Source organism: Mesorhizobium sp. M0954, assembly GCF_040319155.1.
Taxonomy (GTDB): Bacteria; Pseudomonadota; Alphaproteobacteria; order Rhizobiales; family Rhizobiaceae; genus Mesorhizobium.
The window spans coordinates 344061-361686 of sequence record NZ_JAMYNR010000001.1; the positions used below are offsets into that span (position 1 = coordinate 344061).

Sequence of the window (17626 nt, forward strand, 5' to 3'; positions counted from 1 at the left end):
ATCAATCTGCGAAAATTCTGACGTCAGCCGCATCCCAGCCGAGCTCGACTGTATCGCCCGACGAGACCGGGCGGCGGTCGGCGGCGTCGGCGGTGACGCGCACCAGGAACGGCTTTGGCGACAGGGCGGTGCGGACGTGCAGCTGCAGATCGAGTCCCTGATAGGCCAGCGCCTCGACCGCGCCGAAGATACGGTTGGCCGTTTCTGCCGACGGGAACAGCCGGATGCGTTCGGGCCGCACTGAAGCTACCGCCGCAGCGCCGGGCGAAATTGTTGCGGGAACATCGCCGGCGATCCGCATGCCGTTGCTTGCCAGCACGCCATCGCCGGCGGCTTTGCCCGGTACGAAATTCATGACGCCGATGAAGTCGGCGACGAAACGGTCCCCCGGATGCTCGTAGACCGCATGGGGTGTATCGCATTGCAGCAACTTGCCGTCCCTGAGCACTGCCATGCGGTCGGCCATGACGAGCGATTCCTCCTGATCATGGGTGACGATGACGAAGGTGATGCCGACCTCGTGCTGCAGCCGCTTCAGCTCCAGTTGCATGGCCCCGCGCAGCTTCTTGTCGAGCGCGCCAAGCGGTTCGTCGAGCAGAAGCAGCCGTGGTCGCTTGACCAGCGCTCGGGCAAGCGCGACGCGCTGTTTCTGCCCGCCGGACAATTGCTCCGGCTTGCGGTCGGCGAAGGCAACGAGTTCGGTCGTCGCCAAAATGGCGTCGACACGGGAGCGGATTTCCTTTGCAGGCAAGCGTTCCATTTCGAGGCCGTAGGAAACATTGGCCCTGACGCTCATATGCGGAAACAGCGCATAGGACTGGAACATCAGATTGACCGGCCGCTTATTGGGCGGGGTCCTGGCGATGTCGCGGCCGTCGAGCAGGATGCGCCCGTCATTGGGCGTCTCAAAGCCGGCCAGCATGCGCAGCAGCGTTGTCTTGCCGCAGCCCGAAGGTCCAAGCAAGGCGAAGAATTCGTTCTCGCGGATATCCAGCGAAATGCCGTCGACCGCCGTCACCCGGCCGAACTTCTTCGACACGTTGTCGATCGCCAGCAGCGTGCGGGGCTCGTTCATTGGCCGATCACCCCACGGTTGAGCCGCTGCGACAGGGTCAGCGCGGTGATTGAGACCGCCATGACGATAGTCGCCAAGGCATTGATCTCCGGCGTGATGCCGAAGCGAATCATCGAATAGATCTGCATCGGCAGCGTGGTCGAGGCGCGGCCGGCGCCGGCGGTGAAGAAGGCGATGATGAATTCGTCGACCGAAAGGGTGAAGGCGAGCAGCGCGCCGGCGACGACGGCAGGCAGGATCACCGGCAACGTCACCCGCCGAAATGTCGTGAGCGCGGAAGCACCGAGATCGGCAGAGGCCTCGACGATCGACCAGTCGAAGCTTTTCAGCCGCGCGCGCACCACGGAGCAGACGAAGGCGAGATTGAAGACGACATGGGCCAGGATGATGGTGTGCAGGCCCAAGGTGAGATCAAGCATCGAGAAGAAGCTGAGCAGCGCGATCGCCAGCACGATGTCGGGAATGATCATCGGCGCAAAGATCAGCGCCTCGAGACCTTTGCCGTATTGCCGGCGTATTTCGACGCCGATCGCCAGCAGCGTGCCGAGCAGCGTGGCGATGGCGGTCGAGACAAGCGCCACGATCAATGTGTTGAGCGCGGCAGAAAGGATTGCGGCGTTTCCGATTAGCGAGACATACCATTTCAGCGAAAAGCCCGACCAGACGGTCGGCAGCCCGCCTTGGTTGAACGACAGCGCCACCAGCACGGCGATCGGGATGTAGAGGAAGGCCAGGACCAGTGAAAGCACGAGCCAGAGCGCGCGCCTCGTGGCGAGGGAGCGCTCAGCCATCGGCGCCTCCTCTCGCTTCGGCGGTACGGCCCGAGGCGCGATCAGCAGCCAGGGCCTGCGCCGTCAGCACCAGCAGCATGATGGCGATCAGCACCATTGCCAGTGCCGCACCGAAGGGCCAGTCATTGGCGGTCAGGAACTGCTCGTAGACGACATTGCCGATCATCTGGAAGCGCCCACCGCCGAGCAGAGCAGGGGTCACGAAATTGCCGATCGACAGCACGAAGACGAAAACAGCACCGGCGGCGATACCCGGCACGGTCACTGGCAGGATGACCCGGCGAAATGTGGTCACGGCCGACGCGCCGAGGTCGCGCGAGGCCTCTGCGAGCTCCGGATTGAGCCGCGACAGCGGCGCGTAGCAGGCCAGGATGACGAAGGGCAGATAGTTGTAGACCAGACCGGCGATGACGGCGCCTTCGGTATAAAGCATCGACGGCGGCTCGCCGGTGTAGCCGAACCAGCGCAGCAGTTGTGTGATCAGCCCTTCGCGGTTGAGCAGCACGATCCAGGCATAGGTACGGATCAGGTAGTTGGACCAGAAGGGCAAGACGGCAAAGAACAGAAACACCGGCTGCCGTTGCCGGGGTGCTGCCGCGATCGCATAGGCGGCCGCATAACCGATCACCACCGCGACCAGGGTTGCCGTGCCGGCAATGCGCGCCGAATTGAGGAAGATGCCGGCATAGAGCGGGTCGAACACCAGCCCGAAATTCTCCAGCGTGAAAGTGTAATCGATGCCGCCATAGATGCCGCGCCGAAAGAAGGCGAGCGCCAGCACCAGCGCGCATGGCACGACCATCAAGGCGGTGAGCCAGGCCAGCGCCGGCGTCATCAGCAAGAATGAGCGAAGTCTTGTTTGGGACAAGATTGCGGTACCGCATTCAACGGTCGGCGGCGAAAACCCCGCCGTCGACCGGGATTTCTGATTTTGATGTCGGTTATTGCGCGGCCTTGATTTCGCTGACGATCTTCGAGTAGTCGCGTTGGGCATCGCCGACATCGCGCAACTGCTCGAACTTGACCAACGCTGCCACCGGCATGCTCATATTGGGAAATTTGGCGAGAAAATCCGCCGGCAGGCTTTCCATGGCCGGCTTGTTCGGTACCTTGTAGTCGATGTTCTGGGCCGCCCAGGCGTGGTTCTTGGCGTCCAGCATGAAGTTCATGAACTGGAAGGCGGCGTCCTTGTTGGCCGATGCCTTCATCACGACCATCGTATCGACCCAGAGATCCGAGCCTTCTTTCGGTATGGTGTATTTAATTTGTGGATTCTCGGCGATCCCGTAATTGCACCAGCCATCCCAGGCCTGAACCATCAGCGCCTCGCCCGAGACCAGCTTTGAATAAAAGGTCGTGTCGTCATAGGCCAGCAAGGTCTTCTTGGCCGAGATCAGCAAGTCCTTGACTTCGCCGAGCTTTGCCGGATCGGTCTCGTTCACCGAATAGCCCTTGGCGAGTTGGCCGGCGGCAAGCAGCCAGCGGTCGGTCGCCAGCATCGTCGTCTTGCCCTTGAGCGCATCGGACGGGGCGAGAAGGTCGTTCCAGCTGACCGGCTCCGCCTTCACCAGATCCGAACGGTAGCAAAGGCCGGTGGTGCCCCAAGTGTAGGGCACGGAAAAATTGTTGCCGGCGTCGTGCGGCAGCTTCGCCGCCTCGGGATAGAGATTAGCGAGGTTAGGGATCTTGGCATGGTCGATCGCCTCGATCAGGCCGAGCTTGTTCAGCACTTCGGCGAAGGGCGAGGAGACGAAGACCACGTCATAGCCCTTGCCGCCGGACGCGACGAGCTTGCCCATGATCTCCTCGTTAGTGGCGTGAACCACGACTTCACCGGAGACACCGGTCGCCGCCTTGAAAGCTTTCATGGCATCCGGCGCCATGTAGCCGTCCCAGTTGGAGATAACGAGGTCGGAGGCAGCCGCCGGCGCTGACAGCGCCAGGCCAAGGCCAAGTGCGATCAAGGACTTCCTTAACGGACGGTGCCGCAGGTGGGTGGTGGTCATGACAGACTCCCATTCTGGTTGATCATCGAACTAGTCGTCGGACCAGCGCCTGCAGCCGTAGCCGCTTTGATCCTGTTCCCCGGTCTTTTATTGCCGATTGATCTCACAGTACTATTGCAGAAAAAAGTACGTCAATCCATAATTTGTCAAACTACGGTGAATCCCGGCCGATCGCATCCGCAAGGGCAATCGGCCAAATCTCAGCCGCCAAATCCTTCACGAGAATTGCCATGCAAGTTGCAGCTCGACGTCCCCGTACCAACCATCTCGACCTTGCACAGCGCATTCTCGATGTGGCCCGGAAACGCGGCTTTGAACCCGGCGCTCATCTCCCGGAGCAGCAGATCGCTTCGCTCTGCAACGTATCCCGAACTCCGGTGCGGGCCGCGCTGCGTCTGCTCACTGAAAAAGGCGTGGTTCGATGGGAGGCTGAGTCCGGCTATCGCTTGGCGGTAGACCTCACGAGCCAGGCGACCGTCGCCGCCGACCTGCCGAGCGCCGAGGAGGATGAACTTGCCGACATGATCCTGCGAGACCGCTCGGCGCGCCGGCTGGACCAGACGGTCACCGTCGGCGCGCTGATGCGACGGTATAATGCCGAGCGCAGGACGGTACTAAAATCGCTGAAGAAACTGGCCGAGGAAAATCTTCTGGACCGCGCGCCGGGGCAGTCCTGGCTTTTCAGGAGAGCGCCGGACGATCTTGGCGCACAAGGGGAGAGCTATGAATTCCGGCTGTTGCTGGAACCCGCCGCCCTTCTGGCGCCTGGATTCCGGCTGGATGGGACGCGCGCGGCAGCCTTGCGACAGGGCATGGAAATGCTGCTGGCTCTGCCCGACGCGGCATTCGATTCCAGAGAGTTCCAACGGCTGGACATCGATTTTCACGGGATGATCGCCGGTGGCTCCGCCAACCGCTTCGTCGCCGAGGCGTTGGCCGATCATCTCAGGCTGCGCCGGCTGCCGGGAACGTATGCCGGCGTCAATGTCTTCCGGCTGAAGCAATCATTGCGCGAGCATCTGACCATACTCGACCATCTGGAGAGCCAGCAGTACGAGGTTGCAGCCGATCTGCTTCGGGTCCATCTGCGGCTTTCACGCAGCCAGCGACCGCAGGCGGCTAGTCGCGGGGCGCCCGCGCTGTTCGGCATGATCAGCCGGCCGGAATAACGAGGATCATGCGCAAAGGCAGCCCGACCATCGCACTGTTTCCGGAAGCGAGCTTCGGCGCTGCGCTGAATTGCGTTGGCATAGCGCAGGCCCTGCGCGCTCGTGGCGCCCGTCCGGTGTTCATCTGCCATGCCGGCTTTTCTGGCGTGTTCGCCGACTATGGGTTTCAGGAATACCAGTTGCCGACTGACGATCCGTTGACCGACAGCGAACGCCAGAGCTACTGGCAGGCCTTCGTGCGCCGTCATCTGCCGCATTTCAGGCTGAGCCCCATCGATCAGCTCGAAACCTACGTTGCCCCGACCTGGCAAGCAATCGTAGACACTGCGGTCAACGCCGAGGCGCCGCTGCGCCAATTGCTGGCGCGGCTGAAGCCGGACGCCGTGGTGCTCGACAACGTCGTCATGTTCCCGGCATTGGCGACAGCCGGCTGCCCGTGGGTGCGCGTCGTCTCCTGCGCCGAAACCGAGCTTCCCGATGCCAATGTGCCACCCTATCTGTCCGGTCTCGCCGCCGACGACCCGAGCCGCGCGGCGTTCGAGGCGCGCTACCTGGCAGCGGTCGCTCCGGCCCATGACCGCTTCAATCGGCTTCGGACCGACGCCGGTCTTGCGCCCTTGCCGACGGGTCTTTTTCTGGAACCTTCGCCCGCCCTCAATCTGCTGCTGACCCCAACGATTGTGCGAAGGCAGCGCGCCGAGCCGCTCGACCCTGCCAGCTTCGTCTATCTCGAAGGCTGCGTTCGCTCGGAAGGGCCGTTCGACGTGCCGGTTTTTCCGCGCGATGGCGGACCGCTGGTTTATGTCAGTTTCGGTAGTCTTGGCGCCATGGATGTCGGCCTGATCCAGCGGATGCTCGCCGTTTTCGACAGGCTGCCGGCCCGCTTCATTGTCAATGCCGGAGGTCTGCGCGACAGCTATCGCGCCGTTCCGGACAATGTCTATCTCGATGCCTGGTTTCCACAGCCTTCGGTCGTGGCGAAATGCGACCTCTTCATTCATCATGGCGGCAACAACAGCTTTTGCGAAGCACTGCGTTTCGGTGTGCCGTCGCTGGTCATGCCCTATTGCTGGGACGGGCATGACAATGCGCAACGTGCCGAGGAAACCGGCGTCGGGCGCCACATCAGCCGCGATGGCTGGACGGAAGACGAATTGGCGCGAAGCATTCTCGGCCTGATGGCCGATGCTGCAATGCGCGCACGCCTCCGGGAGAATGCAGTGCATATGGCGCTGACACCCGGAACGGACGTGGCTGCCGAAGCCATTCTCGCTCTCGCAAGGACCCGACCTGATGCTTGACACCACAACAACGGATGCCTCGACCATGAACGGCACCAACGACCCGAAAGACTGGTTGGCCGCTCACGCTGTCAGCGAGGTCGAGTGCCTGGTGCCCGACATGAACAGCGTGCTGCGCGGCAAGGCCCTGCCAGCGGCCAAGTTCCTCAAGGCGATCGAGGACCGAGCACTCTATCTGCCGAGCAGCGCGTTCCTGGTCAGCATCGACGGCCGCTATTCCGGTTCCGTCGACGAGGGGTTCGCCTACCAGGACCCCGACATGCGGATGGTGCCGGATGTCGCAACACTCTGTCTGGCGCCCGGTGGCGGGCCAGGCAAGGCCTATGTCTTCGCCGATGCGTTCCACATGGACGACCGGCCGTGGATGGCTTCGCCGCGGCACGTGTTGCGGGCCGTGCTCGATCTATATCGCCAGCGCCGCTGGCGGGCGGTGGTGGCGCCGGAGCTTGAATTTTATCTCACCGCGCCCAATCCCGATCCCGATAGGCCGGTGACGGCGCCGGTCGGGCGCAATGGCCGCTCCGAAAGCGTGCAGCATCCCTACGACATGGCGGCACTGGAGCAATTCGAGCCGGTGATCCGGCGCCTCTATGACTATGCTGCGGCAGCCGGACTGCCGCTCGACACGCTCATCCATGAATCGGGCACGGCCCAACTGGAGATCAATTTCCTGCATGGCGACGCGCTGCCGCTGGCAGACAAGGTGTTGCTGTTCAAGCGAATGACGCGCCAGGCCGCGCAGGAAGGTGGCATGCAGGCGACCTTCATGGCCAAACCGATAGCCGCACAAGCCGGCAGCTCAATGCATCTCCACATGTCTGTCGTCGACGAGGCCGGCAACACGCTGTTTGCCGGGCGCGACGGCGCCGACACCGAGATGTTCGGGCATTTCATCGGCGGCCTGCAGAAATACATTCCCGAGGTGATGCCGCTGTTTGCGCCGAACGTGAATTCGTTCCGCCGCATCCGGCCGAACCACAGTGCACCCGCCAACATCGAGTGGTCGCACGACAACCGCTCCTGCGGCCTGCGTGTGCCGGCAGGCGGGCCCACCGCGCGGCGCGTGGAAAATCGGCTGCCCGGCGCCGATGCCAATCCCTATCTGGCGATAGCCGGCTCGCTGCTTTGCGGTTATCTCGGCGTCGAGGAGAAGATCGCTCGTTCGACGGAAGCGTCGGGCAATGCCTATCGCAGCAGGAGCACGCTGCCCAAAACCATGGAAGAGGCGCTCGACCGCTTCGCTGCGTGCGATCCGGTTCGGGCGGTGCTCGGCGAGGATTTCTTCCAGACCTATTTGCGCGTCAAGAGCGTTGAGCTCGACCTGTTCCAGAGCGTCGTCACCTCTTGGGAACGCGACCATCTGCTGCTCAAGGTGTGATGATGGGCTTCAATTCTGGGGGCTTCAACTCCGGCCTGGATATCGGCAAATCCTACTATGTCGCGACGGCCAATCCGGCTCCGGACCATCCGGCGCTGCAGGGCGACGTCGACGCCGATCTGGTGGTGGTCGGCGGCGGTTGTACCGGCCTCTCCGCAGCCTTTCATGCAGCCGAACGCGGCCTGAAGGTAGTGCTGCTCGAAGGCGGCAAGATCGGCTGGGGGGCGTCGGGGCGCAATGGCGGCCAGATGATCCCCGGCCTGCGCAAGGGTGCCAAGGGGCTGGTCAAGCTATATGGGCCGGAACGGGGGAGGGCACTGTTCGATCTCGCCTTCGAGGCGCGGGCCCTCGTGCTCGGTCTGATCGAGCGCCATGCCATCGATTGCGACCTCAGGCTCACCGGCCATCTGGCCGGTGCGGTCAACGGTTCCGACCTGCGCGACCTCGAAGAAGAAGCCGAGTGCCTTTCTACGGTGATGAACTTTCATGATGTCGAGATGCTGTCGGCAGCGCAGGCGCGCGGAATGGTGAACACACCTTATCACGGCGCGATGTACGAGAAGCTCGGTGGCCATATGCATCCGCTGAACTACACGCTCGGTCTTGCTCGCGCCGCGGCTGCGGCGGGCGTCACCATCCACGAGAATTCGGTGGCGCTGCGGCTGGAGCGGGAAGCTTCCCCCCGGGTTTCGACGGCCAAAGGCTCGGTCCGGGCCAGGCATGTCGTACTGGCCGGCGATGCGCTGCTCCACGGGCTTGAGCCGCGCGTCAACAGTCGCATTATGCCGGTCGGCAACTACATCATCGCCACCGAGCCGCTGGGCGACGCGAGCGACGTCATCCCAAGCAATGTGGCCGTCTCCGACACGCGCTTCGTCGTCAATTACTACCGGCTGTCGGCGGATGGACGCCTGCTGTTCGGCGGCGGCGAGCGCTATACGCCGTCGCCGCCCGCCGACATTGCCGGCTTCGTGCGGCCGCACATGGAAAAGACCTTTGCGCAATTGCGCGGCCGCCGCATCGATCACGCCTGGGGCGGGCTGGTCTCGGTGACGACATCGCGCCTGCCGCATGTCGGTCGCTATCGCGACGTCTATTTTGCGCATGGCTATTCGGGCAAGGGGGTGATCCTGTCGACGCTGTCGGGCAAGCTGCTCGCTGAGGCGATCACCGGTGATGCTTCGCGGCTCGATCTGTTTTCGACCCTAAGCCCGCTGCCGTTCCCCGGCGGCACGGCGCTGCGCGGCCCGCTCTATGTGCTCGGCATGCTTTGGTACGCAATGCGTGACCGCATCAAACATTGAGCGCAGGCATGCGCAATGAGGCCGAGCGCCGCCACCAAGCGATTAACGGCTGATTTCGCGGCGGCGTCCGACTTGATCGATGCTTGAATATGGTCCGCAGGCCATGGCCGCGAGTCGGTTCGTGCCCTGCTCCCGAAGCCTGAGCGCCGATAGACCTGCCTGTTATTTCCTCAGCTAATAGATCGATATGATTGCAGGATTAACCGTTTCATAGCCCAGGCGCGGCTCCGATTTGTCTTTCGAAATCGGGCTGGAGACAGTTCCGGTTGAACTGCAATCCAATTTTGTTTCCCTGTTTTTCTTGATCGTGCTGCCCGACAGGTCGGCACAGCACGACGTTACTGGTGTACTGACCACCCTCTTTTTCTCGTGCGCAACGGCGGCGGTGGATACGGCAATCACAATTGCCGCGCAAACAATCGTCAATCTCATTGTTTCCCCCTTAGAGCACCGCAAAAATGTGGTCGACTGCCTTGAGACGCCGGCGAAGGCGGTATTCGCGCCTGGCCGGCCCATGCAGCTTCCGACTGCACAAGATTGTAACTACATTAGCTGCAGCGCAAGTAACCATTTCGGACTAGGGAACGGTCCCCTTCGATCGAAAGCGCTGGGCTGCCGGCGAAAAAGCAGGCGTTCTAGCCGTTCTCGCCGCCGAGCGCCTTCCAATTTTGGGACAGAGGTTGGCTGATGCCCTTAAACTCACGGCTACGCATCGGTTGGATCTATGCAGCGACAAGGCCAACCTTGGCAAAGCCTCTACATAGTCACCTTCGGGCAGCACCAGTCTTGGAATTCACGCCGTCAAGCAAGGCGAGCAGGCCTTTCAGAATTTCGATTGGCGGCGGCGGACAACCTGGAATGTGCAGATCGACAGGCAAGGCCTCGGACACTCCGCGCACCACCGCATAGCTGCCGGAGAAACAGCCGCCATTGCCTGCGCAATCTCCCAGTGCGACCACCCATTTTGGGTTGGGGGTTGCGTCATAGGTCAGCTTCAATGCCTCGCGCATGTTTTTTGTGACCGGCCCGGTGACGAGCAGTACATCAGCATGGCGCGGCGATGCGACGAACCGGATCCCAAAACGCTCGATGTCATAGAAGGCGTTGTTCAGCGCGTGCATCTCAAGTTCGCAGCCATTGCAGGAACCGGCATCGACCGCCCGGATCGACAGGCTTCGCCCCAATCGTTTGTGAGCAGCCCCATCGAGCGCGCGTGCGAGTTCGTCGACTGCCGTGCTGCTTGCCAACGGCGGACGCTCGGTGAGAGGGGGGCGTATCAGGCTTTCAAAAAGAAGCTTGCGCATGACAGCGTGCCTTCAGAGATCATGGCCCGAATAAGAGCAGTTGAACGATTTGTTGCACAGCGGAAAGTCGGCAACGATGTTTCCTTCGATCGCCGCTTCAAGGAGCGGCCATTGAAACCATGACGGATCACGGAGGTGACAGCGCTCGACCAAGCCGCCCTTGCCAATGCGCAGCCAGGCCAGAATGTCGCCGCGGAAACCTTCGACGAGCGCCATGCCTTCATGCGATCGGTTTGTCTGCGCGAAATCGACACGGATCGGTCCGTCTGGCAGTTGTCGCAGGACTTGTTCGATCAGAGACAGGCTCTGTTCGACCTCGTGGATACGAATCCATACACGGGCGTTCACATCGCCTTCCTGGAGGAGAGGTACATCGAAGGCGAGTTCGCCATAGGGTGGATAAGCGAGATTGCGTCGGGCATCGAAGTCCCGACCGGAGGCCCGGCCAACGTAGCCTCCGGCGCGATATTGACGAGCGAGTTCCACCTTCAGCCGGCCAGTTGCGACAGTCCGATCCTGCAGCGATGCCGTGTTGTCGTAGAGCTCGACCAGCGCGGGAAACCGCTGCCTGATCTCTGCGATCAGGGACCTGAGCGCTGTCGTGCCCTCATCGCTCAGGAAGCTTGCCACGCCTCCGGGCACGATGCAGTCGCGCATCAAACGATGACCGAAGGCAGCATCGCTTGCCCGCAATACGCGCTCACGCAGCACCCCACAGTGGGCATGCATAAGCGCGAAGGCGGCATCATTGCAGATAGCGCCTATGTCGCCCAGATGATTGGCCAGGCGCTCCAACTCGGCCATGAGCGCTCGCAGCCAGACCGCGCGTGGGGGAACCTGGACACCCAGCGCCGCCTCGACCGCGCGGGCAAAAGCGAGGGAGTATGCCACGGTACTGTCGCCAGAGGTTCTGCCCGCCAATTTGGCTGCACGGTCGATATCGGACCCCGCCATCAGGCCTTCTATACCCTTGTGCGCGTATCCGAGGCGCTGCTCCAGCCGGACGACCGTTTCACCGCTTGCCGTGAACCGGAAATGGCCCGGCTCGATGATGCCGGCATGCACGGGCCCGACCGGGATCTGATGCAGGCTCTCCCCCTCGGCAGGCAGGAAACTGTACGGGAAGGCAGTCGCAGCAGACGTCCGGACGCGGGTACTCAACGGATAGCTGACACCCCAATGGCCATGATCAAGCCACCGTCTCGTATCAGGCGCGCCTTGTGGCAGGAGCCCGAACAGGTCAGCAGCCGCACGTTCGAGCCGCAATGCGGGCGGATGCAGCCGGCCGACCGATGGGTAGCGGCCACTGGGGCATTCCAGGCTGACAACGCCGATGTCCCCGGCGCTTTCATCGAGAAGTGCCATGTGGACGGCGCCTGGCTCACCCCATAGGCCGAGCAAGCTCCAGTGGCCCTCGGCCAGTTGCTCGACGGCAAAGCCCCATTTTTTCGGAGTCACCACGGCGCGCGACCACGGGAAATGATTTTCGACACGTTGGCCAGCAAGGATGAGGTCGATCAGCGCAGGCATGCTCTTTTCTCTCCTCTGCTCACCCCAGGATACTTGCGACGTGCTGGAACCATGTGACCAGCGGTGGCGGCAGATAGATGCCGGCGGCAAACACCAACGCCAAGTGGGAATACATCGGAATGTAGGACGCCTCGGCGGGTGCAGTGCTGCCGCGCGGTTCGCCGAAAGCGACGCCGGTCAGTCGAAGCAGCAGGGCGCCGAAAGCGAGCAGAATCCCGAAAACCAACGGCATCGCCAAAAGAGGGTGTCTTGCAAATGTCGAACTCACGACCAGGAATTCGCTCATGAAGATACCGAGCGGAGGGAGGCCGGCAATGGCAACGACGCCGATGACGAGCGCCCAGCCAAGGGCAGGATGTGTTTCCGTCAGTCCCCGGATTTCGGCGATGTTCTGTGTCCCCTTGACCTGGGCAATGTGGCCGACCGTGAAAAAGATCGCCGACTTGGTCAGGCTGTGCATGACCATGTGCAGCAGCCCGGCAAAATTGGCGAGCGGGCCTCCTATGCCGAAGGCGAACACGATGATGCCCATGTGCTCGATCGAGGAGTACGCGAACAGGCGTTTGATGTCGCGGCGGCGGTAGAGCATGAAGGCCGCGAAGACAAGCGACGTCAGTCCCATCGTGATCATCAATGACCCAGGTGCGATCGCTTCCGGGCTTGCCGCGAGCAACAGCTTGAAGCGCAGCACGGCATAGAGTGCGACGTTTAACAGCAAGCCCGACAGCACTGCCGAAATCGGCGTTGGACCCTCAGCATGCGCGTCTGGCAGCCAGGCATGTAAGGGCGCAAGGCCGACCTTCGTCCCGTAGCCGAGCAGCAGAAAGATGAAGGCGACATTGAGCAGAGCCGGATCGAAGCGCGCGGCGTGAGCGATGAGCACCGTCCAGACCATCGCATTCGTCCCCTCGCCAACAACCGGCTGTGCAGCCATGTAGACGAGGATGGTGCCGAACAGTGCGAGCGCGATGCCGACGCTGCCCAGAATGAAATATTTCCAGGCGGCCTCCAGCGCTTCGTGCGTGCGGTAGATGCCGACCATGAGCACGGTGGTCAGCGTGGCAAGCTCCACCGCCACCCACATCAAGCCAATATTGTTCGACACGAACGCCAGGTTCATGCCGAACATCATGACCTGGTACATTGCGTGATAGAACCGCAAGTTCGGGACTGTCAGCCGCCCGCTCTCCAGTTCGTGGGCAATGTAGGAAGCGCTGAAGACGCTGGTGGTGAAGCCGACGAATGTGTTGAGCACGATGAAGACGATATTGAGATCGTCGACGAGCAGATACTGCCCAGGCTGCGGGCGGTCGGTGACAAGAAGCGACAGTGCGGCGAGCACGGTCAGCAAGCTCGCAGCGACATTGACGCCCGCCGATATCCGGTATTTCGGCAGCGCCGCCAGAAGTGCGGCCGAGAAGACCGGTATCAGCAAAATGGCGGCCACCGCATCGAGGGAAAACGCGGTCAACGGTGTTCTCCCCTGTAGTCGTCGAGCGCGCCGACATCCACCGAGTCGAACCTCTCGCGGATGCGGAACAGGAAGACTCCGATGACGATGAAGGCGATAAGGATCGAGAAGGCGACACTGATCTCGACGACCAGAGGCATGCCCTTGGCCCCCGTGGCGGCGAGGACCAGACCGTTCTCGAGCGACATGAATCCGACAACTTGGCTGACGGCGTTGCGGCGGGTGACCATCACCAGCAGCCCCAGCAAAATGATGGACAGCGCGAAAGCCAGGTCCTCGCGGGCGAGGGGATCAGCCTCGGGAGTGACGCGCAGCATCAGGACCATGGACAGGGTCACCAGGCCTATCCCCGCAAGCATCGTCGTACCGATGCCGACGGCGGTCTCGACGTCACGATGGATGCCGAGCCGCTGAATGATGCGATGAAGCCCGACAGGAATGACGATCGCCTTGAAGACGAGGGCGATCGCCGCCGTGACGTAGAGATGATGCGCGTCCTGAATGTATGCCTGCCAAGCTACGGACAGGGCCAGCACGATTGCATGAAGCGCAAAAACGTTGATCAGAGCAAAGAGGCGATCCTGATACAGCATCATGAAACTGACCAGCACCAGGCCGCCGGCGAGCAGGTGAGCGATGTCGAAGGTGAGGCCGTTCATCAGAGGCTCCGTGAGACGAACAGCAGGAGCGTGCCGAGCAGGGCCAGCATCAGCGCTGCCCCGAGGAAATCCGGGACGCGGAAGACGCGCATCTTGGCGATGGCAGTCTCAAACACGGCGAGGAGAACGCCACAGACGGCAAGCTTGCCGACATAGGCGACGACACCCGGAGCAAGGGATTCCAGTCCTGCCCCGGCGCTCGCCAGGCCCCAAGGTAGGAAGACGCAGGAAATCAGCGACACATAGAGCAGAAGCTTGAGGAAGGCGGCAAACTCGATCATCGCCAGATGGCGACCGGAATATTCCAGCACCATCGCCTCATGAACCATGGTGAGTTCCAGATGGGTCGATGGGTTGTCCACGGGTATGCGGGCGTTTTCGGCGATCGCCACCATCACGAGGGCGATGAGCGACATCCCGAGCGACACCCGCAAGCCAACCTCCGGTGACCCCATGAAGGCGGCGACCGTTGAGAGTTGCGTAGCACCCGCGACGAGCGCCAGGCTGAACACGATGAGCAGCATGGCGGGTTCGGCCAGCGAAGCGATCATCACCTCGCGGCTCGAGCCGATGCCGCCGAAGCTCGTGCCGACGTCCATGCCTGCCAGCGCCAGGAAGAACCGGGCGCTTCCCAGCAGTGCGACAATGGCTATGAGATCGGCGGTCCAACTGAATGTGAGGCCGGCGGCGAATGTCGGGATGAGCGCCGCGCCGACCCAGGTGGTGGCAAAGATCAGATAGGGCGTCACGCGAAACAGCCAGGATGCGTTGTCCGCCAGAACGACTTCCTTGCGCATCAGCCGCAAGAGATCGCGGTAAGGTTGGATCAGGGAAGGACCCTGGCGGCGCAAGAGCCGTGCCTTCACCTTGCGCACGAATCCGGTCAGGAGCGGCGCCAGCAAAAGCACCAGCGCCATCTGCGCGCCTTGAACGGCCAACTCGAGAATCACGGCCATAGTGCGAGCACCAGGAGCAGGACAATGAGAAAGAGAAAGACGAGGGTCAGGTAGCGCCTGATCGTCAGGAACTGCAGATGGTTGAGGTGGTCGGTCGCAAAGTCGAGGGCCCGGCCGATAGGCAGGTACAGCGTCTCCCAGATCACATCATGCATTTCGACATTCAGACGAGCCGGACCGGTCTCGCCAGGTGCCGGCATTTCGACGGTTTCCCTTGCACGGAATACGAACGTGCCGAAGACGCGGCGGATAGGCTGCGCGAAGCTGACGGCCGTGTACTGCGAGCTCGGGACCACATCCGGGAAGCCACAACCCCAGGCGGGACCCCGACGGAGTGCATGTGATGCAAAGCGATGGATCACATATGCCGCAGCGGATGCGGAAAAGGCGATGAACAGGAACACCAACAGGCCGTTGTAGGAACTGCGGCTCGCTGCAATCGGCACGATAGACAGCCAGGGCTGGGCCATCTGCACAGGCATCCGACTGCCGATCAGTGGCAGTGTCACCGATGAGAGGCCGTCTATCACAAGACCGGGCAGAATGCCGGCCAAGAGACAAAGGGCAGCGAGAATGAACATTGCCGCCAGCGAGTAGCGGTCGACCTCATGCGCCAGTTCCACCGCGGCCGAGCGTGGCCGGCCGAGGAATGTAATCCCGAACGCCTTCACAAAGCAGGCCGCGGCCAGTGCCGCTGACAGCGCCAGCAGACCGCCAACGGCGGGCACCATGACCTTCAGTCCCCATTGTGACAGATCGGGGCTCTGCAATATGGCCTGAAAGGCCAGCCATTCGGAGACGAAGCCGTTGAAGGGTGGAAGTGCCGAGATCGCGACGCAACCGACGAGAAAGGCAAAACTTGTAAAGGGCATGCGGTGGATGAGACCGCCCAGCTTCTCCATATCCCGCTCTCCGGTTGCCGTCAGCACGGCGCCCGCGCCGAAAAACAGCAGGCTCTTGAAAAAGGAATGGTTGAGGACGTGGAACAGCGCGGCGGTGAGCGCCAGCGCTGCAGCCGATGGCATGGCGTTCGCCTTGAAAGCGAGCGCGAGACCAAGGCTTACGAAGATGACGCCGATGTTTTCAATGGTGCTATAGGCAAGCAGTCGCTTCAGGTCCTTTTCCATCAGCGCGTAGAGGATGCCGAGAACCGCCGTCAGGCCGCCAAGGAAAAGCACGGCAACGCCCGACCACCATGCCGGCTCACCGAGCAGATCGAAAATAACGCGTATGAAGCCATAGACTGCGACCTTGGTCATCACGCCGCTCATGAGAGCCGAGACGTGGCTTGGCGCGGCCGGATGGGCGAGTGGCAGCCAGACGTGCAGCGGGACGAGTCCGGCCTTGGAGCCGGCGCCCAGCAGCATGAGAACCAGGACGAAAGCAGCGGCGAACGGGGTGGGATCGCCGGCTCGCATCGCGTCGAATGTGTAGGTTCCATCGGATCCGGCGAGCAGGCCGAACGCAAGCAGCAGCGCGAGTGTGCCGAAGCTCGCCATCACGAGATAGATGTAGCCCGCCCGCGCATTGTCCTGCTTGCGATGGTGCGCCATGACGAGCGCCCAGGAGGCGAGCGACATGAATTCCCAGGAAAGCAGGAAAGTGAAGGCGTCGTCGGCCACCACGACAAGGTTCATTCCGGCTAGGAAAGCCGGGAAGAACGGCAGCACCCGATGCGGCGCAGACTCATGCCTGCCGTAGCCGAGGCCATAAAGACTGGCCATGGAGCCGCCGAAGTTGACGACGATGAGGAAGAAAGTCGACAGCGCGTCCAAACGGAAATGAGCGCCAATCCATGGCAATCCAAGAGGCAACACCACAGTCGACGGGGTGACGGGATTGTCGGCGACGCGGCTCGCGAGAACCATGAGCACGGCCGCCGATATACCTAGCGTCAAGCCGTAGATCAGGCGTGTTCCCGAGTCGGATCTGCGGCTTTCCGCAATCGCAAGCACCGCAGTCCCCAGGAGCGCAGCGACGCCCCACAGGAGGACCGCGGCCCCCGAAATCACGCCACGCTCCTCACGGGGAGTTTGGCATCCGTATCGACTCCGCCAAGGATTTTGGCGGGGTCAAAATCCGCTTTCAGTCGCACGCCGCGCCCGCCGATTTGGCTGGAGGCGCCTTCAGCGATCAATTCCACACCGGCGAGGTCAAGTGCCCCGATCAGCTTCATGAGAGAATCGACGTTACCCCTAATAATCGACTCGCTGGCTTCCATGCGTTGAATTGTCGGCACGGAAAGACCGGACAATTCGGCAAGCCTGCGCTGGTCGATGCCAAGGAGCGCCCTCGCGGCACGCAACTGTGGAGCAGTTATCACGGTCGCATCCCCCTTTTGATCAGCTTTGAGATATTATCTCTACGTCTTGCAGCATATATTAAAATGCGGCGCATTCAATTAGTGATGCGTGACGCATCTGTCTTGAGGCTGTAGAAAACCGGGCGATACGCCCTGCCTCGAACCAAAGCCATGCGGCCATTCCCGTCACGGCCAGTCTTGTCGCCAGCCATCTTGGATTTGCGCGTGATGGGGCTGGCAATGGGCCCTTATCTCGGCCGGCCACTCGATTGGAGCCGCCGCGGGCGCGTCGGCTATCTCTTCGACCTCACTCTACGTTAAGAGTGGGTATGGCTGAGTTCGCTTGCTTTTGCCGTTGGGCCGGTCTCATCGTGTTCGTG

The 17626-nt window shown here is 62.0% G+C and carries 16 protein-coding genes; 4 read left to right on the top strand and 12 right to left on the bottom strand.

Annotated features, from left to right (window positions below; translation table 11 throughout):
- Window position 1: 1 nt before the first annotated feature.
- From NKH93_RS01625 to NKH93_RS01640, 4 genes are all read right to left on the bottom strand, one after another.
- Window positions 2-1075: an ABC transporter ATP-binding protein gene (locus tag NKH93_RS01625; protein ID WP_352918159.1), complete on the bottom strand. Its 1074-nt coding sequence runs from the start codon at window positions 1073-1075 to the stop codon at window positions 2-4.
- The gene (locus NKH93_RS01630) at window positions 1072-1866 is read right to left on the bottom strand and encodes an ABC transporter permease (protein WP_352454154.1); all 795 of its coding nucleotides are present in this window, start codon (window positions 1864-1866) and stop codon (window positions 1072-1074) included. The genes NKH93_RS01625 and NKH93_RS01630 overlap by 4 nt, the downstream gene beginning before the upstream one ends.
- Window positions 1859-2701 (bottom strand): ABC transporter permease, encoded by an 843-nt coding sequence (locus NKH93_RS01635; protein ID WP_352818434.1) that lies wholly within the window; start codon window positions 2699-2701, stop codon window positions 1859-1861. Before NKH93_RS01635 ends, NKH93_RS01630 begins: the two co-directional genes overlap by 8 nt.
- A gap of 106 nt (window positions 2702-2807) precedes the next feature.
- Window positions 2808-3872 carry a polyamine ABC transporter substrate-binding protein gene (locus NKH93_RS01640; RefSeq protein WP_352968955.1) on the bottom strand — a complete coding sequence of 355 codons (1065 nt, stop codon included), beginning with the start codon at window positions 3870-3872 and terminating at the stop codon, window positions 2808-2810.
- 230 nt (window positions 3873-4102) lie between these two features.
- Between NKH93_RS01640 and NKH93_RS01645 the strand changes: the two genes are divergently transcribed.
- From NKH93_RS01645 to NKH93_RS01660, 4 genes are read left to right on the top strand one after another with little or no spacing between them, the layout of a single operon-like run.
- Entirely contained in the window at window positions 4103-5041 is a 939-nt protein-coding gene (locus NKH93_RS01645; RefSeq protein WP_352817994.1) for a GntR family transcriptional regulator, read from the top strand.
- A 5-nt stretch (window positions 5042-5046) separates the two neighbouring features.
- A complete protein-coding gene (locus NKH93_RS01650; protein WP_352818431.1) occupies window positions 5047-6342 on the top strand; it encodes a nucleotide disphospho-sugar-binding domain-containing protein in 1296 nt (431 codons plus the stop codon).
- Window positions 6335-7720 carry a glutamine synthetase family protein gene (locus tag NKH93_RS01655; RefSeq protein ID WP_352817991.1) on the top strand — a complete coding sequence of 462 codons (1386 nt, stop codon included), beginning with the start codon at window positions 6335-6337 and terminating at the stop codon, window positions 7718-7720. Before NKH93_RS01650 ends, NKH93_RS01655 begins: the two co-directional genes overlap by 8 nt.
- Window positions 7720-9024, top strand: coding sequence for an NAD(P)/FAD-dependent oxidoreductase (locus NKH93_RS01660; protein WP_352968957.1), 1305 nt, complete (start codon window positions 7720-7722; stop codon window positions 9022-9024). The genes NKH93_RS01655 and NKH93_RS01660 overlap by 1 nt, the downstream gene beginning before the upstream one ends.
- Before the next feature lie 174 nt (window positions 9025-9198).
- Here the strand turns inward: NKH93_RS01660 and NKH93_RS01665 are convergent, their stop codons facing one another.
- The 8 genes from NKH93_RS01665 to NKH93_RS01700 form a co-directional block, all read right to left on the bottom strand.
- Complete coding sequence (locus NKH93_RS01665) at window positions 9199-9456, bottom strand: hypothetical protein (RefSeq protein ID WP_352817985.1); 258 nt, start codon at window positions 9454-9456, stop codon at window positions 9199-9201.
- 332 nt (window positions 9457-9788) lie between these two features.
- Window positions 9789-10328, bottom strand: coding sequence for an NADH-quinone oxidoreductase subunit B family protein (locus NKH93_RS01670; protein WP_352767237.1), 540 nt, complete (start codon window positions 10326-10328; stop codon window positions 9789-9791).
- Window positions 10329-10340: 12 nt separating this feature from the next.
- Window positions 10341-11858 carry a hydrogenase large subunit gene (locus NKH93_RS01675; protein ID WP_352452926.1) on the bottom strand — a complete coding sequence of 506 codons (1518 nt, stop codon included), beginning with the start codon at window positions 11856-11858 and terminating at the stop codon, window positions 10341-10343.
- 19 nt (window positions 11859-11877) lie between these two features.
- Window positions 11878-13329, bottom strand: a complete 1452-nt coding sequence (locus NKH93_RS01680) for a hydrogenase 4 subunit F (protein ID WP_352918156.1) — start codon at window positions 13327-13329, stop codon at window positions 11878-11880.
- Window positions 13326-13988 carry a hydrogenase-4 component E gene (locus NKH93_RS01685; protein WP_023675519.1) on the bottom strand — a complete coding sequence of 221 codons (663 nt, stop codon included), beginning with the start codon at window positions 13986-13988 and terminating at the stop codon, window positions 13326-13328. Before NKH93_RS01685 ends, NKH93_RS01680 begins: the two co-directional genes overlap by 4 nt.
- Window positions 13988-14944, bottom strand: a complete 957-nt coding sequence (locus NKH93_RS01690) for a respiratory chain complex I subunit 1 family protein (protein ID WP_023675520.1) — start codon at window positions 14942-14944, stop codon at window positions 13988-13990. Before NKH93_RS01690 ends, NKH93_RS01685 begins: the two co-directional genes overlap by 1 nt.
- Entirely contained in the window at window positions 14935-16953 is a 2019-nt protein-coding gene (gene hyfB / locus NKH93_RS01695) for a hydrogenase 4 subunit B (protein WP_352818427.1), read from the bottom strand. The genes NKH93_RS01690 and hyfB overlap by 10 nt, the downstream gene beginning before the upstream one ends.
- Window positions 16953-17267 carry a helix-turn-helix domain-containing protein gene (locus tag NKH93_RS01700; RefSeq protein ID WP_023675522.1) on the bottom strand — a complete coding sequence of 105 codons (315 nt, stop codon included), beginning with the start codon at window positions 17265-17267 and terminating at the stop codon, window positions 16953-16955. Before NKH93_RS01700 ends, hyfB begins: the two co-directional genes overlap by 1 nt.
- Window positions 17268-17626 lie beyond the last annotated feature (359 nt).